Source organism: Actinomadura sp. CNU-125, from assembly GCF_001942465.1.
Taxonomy (GTDB): Bacteria; Actinomycetota; Actinomycetes; order Streptosporangiales; family Streptosporangiaceae; genus Spirillospora.
Genome location: NZ_MKJY01000437.1, coordinates 1 through 2735 on the forward strand (window position 1 = coordinate 1; position 2735 = coordinate 2735).

Consider the following 2735-nt stretch of genomic DNA (forward strand, 5'->3'; position numbering starts at 1 on the left):
GCCAGCGGCGGGCTCGTCTCGCTGGAGCTGATGAAGTGCGCGTCGTACAGGCCGACGAGCGCGATGAACGCGCCGATGCCGACCGCGATCGCGTGCTTGAGCGCCAGCGGGATCGCGTTCATGATCCGCTCGCGGATCCCGGTGAGCGCCAGGATCACGATGATCACGCCCTCGATGACCACCAGGCCCATCGCCTGCTCCCAGGTCATCACCGGCGCGGCCTGGAACGCCACGACCGCGTTGATGCCCAGGCCCGCGGCGAGCGCGAGCGGCGCGTTGCCGACCAGGCCCATCAGGACGGTCGTGACGGCCGCCGACAGCGCGGTCATCGTGGTCAGCTGCGGGATCGACAGCGTCGCGCCCGTGACGTCCTTCGCCCCGCCGAGGATGATCGGGTTCAGCAGGATGATGTAGGCCATCGCGAAGAACGTGGTGACGCCGCCGCGCAGCTCACGCGGCACGCTCGTCCCGCGGGCGGTCAGGTCGAAGAACCGATCCAGCGGCCCGCGCCCGCCCTTGGGCGGTGATTCGTCGGCCTTCGAGGTGTGGGATTCGGACATGGCGCGGGCTCCGCCTCCAGTGGCGTCATCTCGGAAAAGTGCGAGCACAGGGTAGCCGCCGCCGGAGCCGGACCGGGCGGCGGCACCACCGATGCGGAGGGGCCTTGCCGCGAAGATCGCCGGGAAGTTCCGCCGAAGGGGAGCGGGACTGCGCTGCGTGACGGGATTGCTGCGCTATAGCCTGCCCTGGTGCGAATGCCAGACTTGACGGGCACGGTGAACCCCGACACCTACGCGCTGCTGCTGGCGGAGGTCTCCGAACGGACGCGCTGGTCGTTCCGCGACCGGATGCTCGGTCCGCTGGAGGAGTACGACAGCGCCCGGCGCGCCGAACTGCTGCACACCCTCGAGGTCTTCCTCGGCTGCTCGGGCTCGTGGAGCCGGACCGCGACGCTGCTGCACGTCCATGTGAACACGCTTCGGTACCGAATCCGGCGAATCGAGGACCTGACCGGCCGGGACCTCGGCACACTGGAAGATCGAGTCGACTTCTTCCTCGCCCTGCGCGCGACGCAGCAGGCGAGAACCCTGTAGGCGGTGGTCACACGATGGATCGCGAGACACTCGGACAGCGCATCCGCGCCCTGCGCATCCGGCAGGGCATCAGCCAGGCGCAGCTGGCGTTCCCCGAACTGTCCGACAGCTATATCTCGTTGATCGAGAGCGACAAGCGGGTCCCCGCGCCGAGCGTGGTCGAACTGCTGGCCGTGAAGCTGAACTGCTCGGCGACGTACCTGGTCAGCGGCGTCAGCGAGGACGTCGTGGACGAACTGCGCGTCACCCTCGACTACGCCGAGATCGCGCTGCGCAACGGCGCCGCCGACGAGGCCCGCGCCCGGTTCGCCGAGGTGCTGGCCAACGCCGACGCCGTCGCGCTGCCGGAGATGCTGCAGCAGGCCCGGTGGGGGCACGCGCTGGCGCTGGAGGCGTCCGGCGCGCTGGAGGACGCGATCGCCGGGCTCACCGCCCTCGCCGCCGAGGTCTCCGCCGAGGACGACCTCGACCACTGGGCCCGCGTGCACGTCGCGCTGAGCCGCTGCCTGCGCCAGCGCGGCGACGCCGGCCGCGGCCGTGCAGGCCGCCGAGGACGCGCTGCGGCAGGTGCGGGGGCGATCGGCGCCGACGCCACCGACGCCGCCGTGCACCTCGGCGCGGCGCTGCTCGCCGCGTTCGTCGAACGCGGCGACCTCGTCCGGGCCCGGCAGCTCGCCGAGCAGCTCGTCGAGCGCGCCGAGCGGATCGGCAGCCCGCGCGCCCGGATGCTCGCCTACGGCGAGGCCGCCCACGTCGCCGAGATCCGCGGCGCCTACGAGGAGGGCGTGGAGCTCGCCGAGCGGGCGCTGATGCTGGCCGGGGACGGCGAGGACCCGCGCGACCTCGACCGGCTCCGCGTCGGCTACGCGGGCCTGCTGCTGCGCGCCCGTCCCGACCAGGCGGCCCGCGCCCGCGACCTGCTGGTGCGCGTCCGCGCGCCGGCGTCGGCGCGCCGGGGAGATCGACGTCGCCTGGTGCCTGACCGAACTCGCCCGCGCCGAGATCGCGCTCGGCCGTCCGGCGGAGGCGGTGCGGCTCGCCGAGGACGCCCTGGACCTGCTCGGGGACGCGCCGCGCCGCGCGGCCGCCGGGGCGCTGACCGACCTCGGCGAGGCGTGCCTGCGGCTCGGCCGGCGCGAGCGGGCGACCGAGGCGCTCACCCGCGCCGCCACCTGCCTGGAGGAGATGGAGGCGTCCCGGGAGGCCGCGCAGGCGTGGTTCGACCTCGCGGAGGTGCTGGCCGAGACCGGCCCGGCCGACGAGCCCCGGATGGCCGCCTACCGCCGCGCCCTGACCTGTGCCGGGGTGTAGCCGGAACCGGTCAGAGCCGAACTGAACCGTTCCGGAGATCGGGACGTCGGACATGCACGTTCCCGGTTTCAGGAGGTTCATCGGTGTTCGGTGTGGTTCGGCCGTGCAGGCACGTGCTGTGCGGTTCCCTGTTCGAGGACTGGATGGCGCACCTGTGCGGCCTGTGCCTGACGCTGCGCGCCCGCCACGGGCAGGCGGCACGGCTCGTCACGAACTATGACGGGCTGCTCGTCTCGGTCCTGGTGGAGGCCCAGGCGCCGGAGGCGTCCCCGCGCCGGACGGCCGGCCGTGCGCGCTGCGGGGCCTGCGGCGCGCCGAGGTCGTCGCGGC

2 protein-coding genes and 3 pseudogenes are annotated in these 2735 nt (G+C 73.5%); 4 read left to right on the forward strand and 1 reads right to left on the reverse strand.

What is annotated here, in order from left to right; genetic code table 11:
• Positions 1-560: solute carrier family 23 protein (locus BJF79_RS36330; RefSeq protein WP_143220715.1), on the reverse strand; the 560-nt coding region annotated here is incomplete at its 3' end.
• A 225-nt stretch (positions 561-785) separates the two neighbouring features.
• On the opposite strand from BJF79_RS36330, the pseudogene BJF79_RS36335 reads away from it, so the two are divergent.
• The 4 genes and pseudogenes from BJF79_RS36335 to BJF79_RS36345 all read left to right on the forward strand — a co-directional run.
• Positions 786-1094 (forward strand): annotated as a pseudogene (locus BJF79_RS36335) (PucR family transcriptional regulator); the annotation flags it as partial.
• A 14-nt stretch (positions 1095-1108) separates the two neighbouring features.
• A pseudogene (locus BJF79_RS63320) lies at positions 1109-1237 on the forward strand (helix-turn-helix domain-containing protein); the annotation flags it as partial.
• Between the two features lie 859 nt (positions 1238-2096).
• Positions 2097-2405 carry a soluble NSF attachment family protein gene (locus tag BJF79_RS63325; protein ID WP_262403081.1) on the forward strand — a complete coding sequence of 103 codons (309 nt, stop codon included), beginning with the start codon at positions 2097-2099 and terminating at the stop codon, positions 2403-2405.
• 143 nt (positions 2406-2548) lie between these two features.
• Positions 2549-2735: pseudogene (locus BJF79_RS36345) on the forward strand (hypothetical protein); the annotation flags it as partial.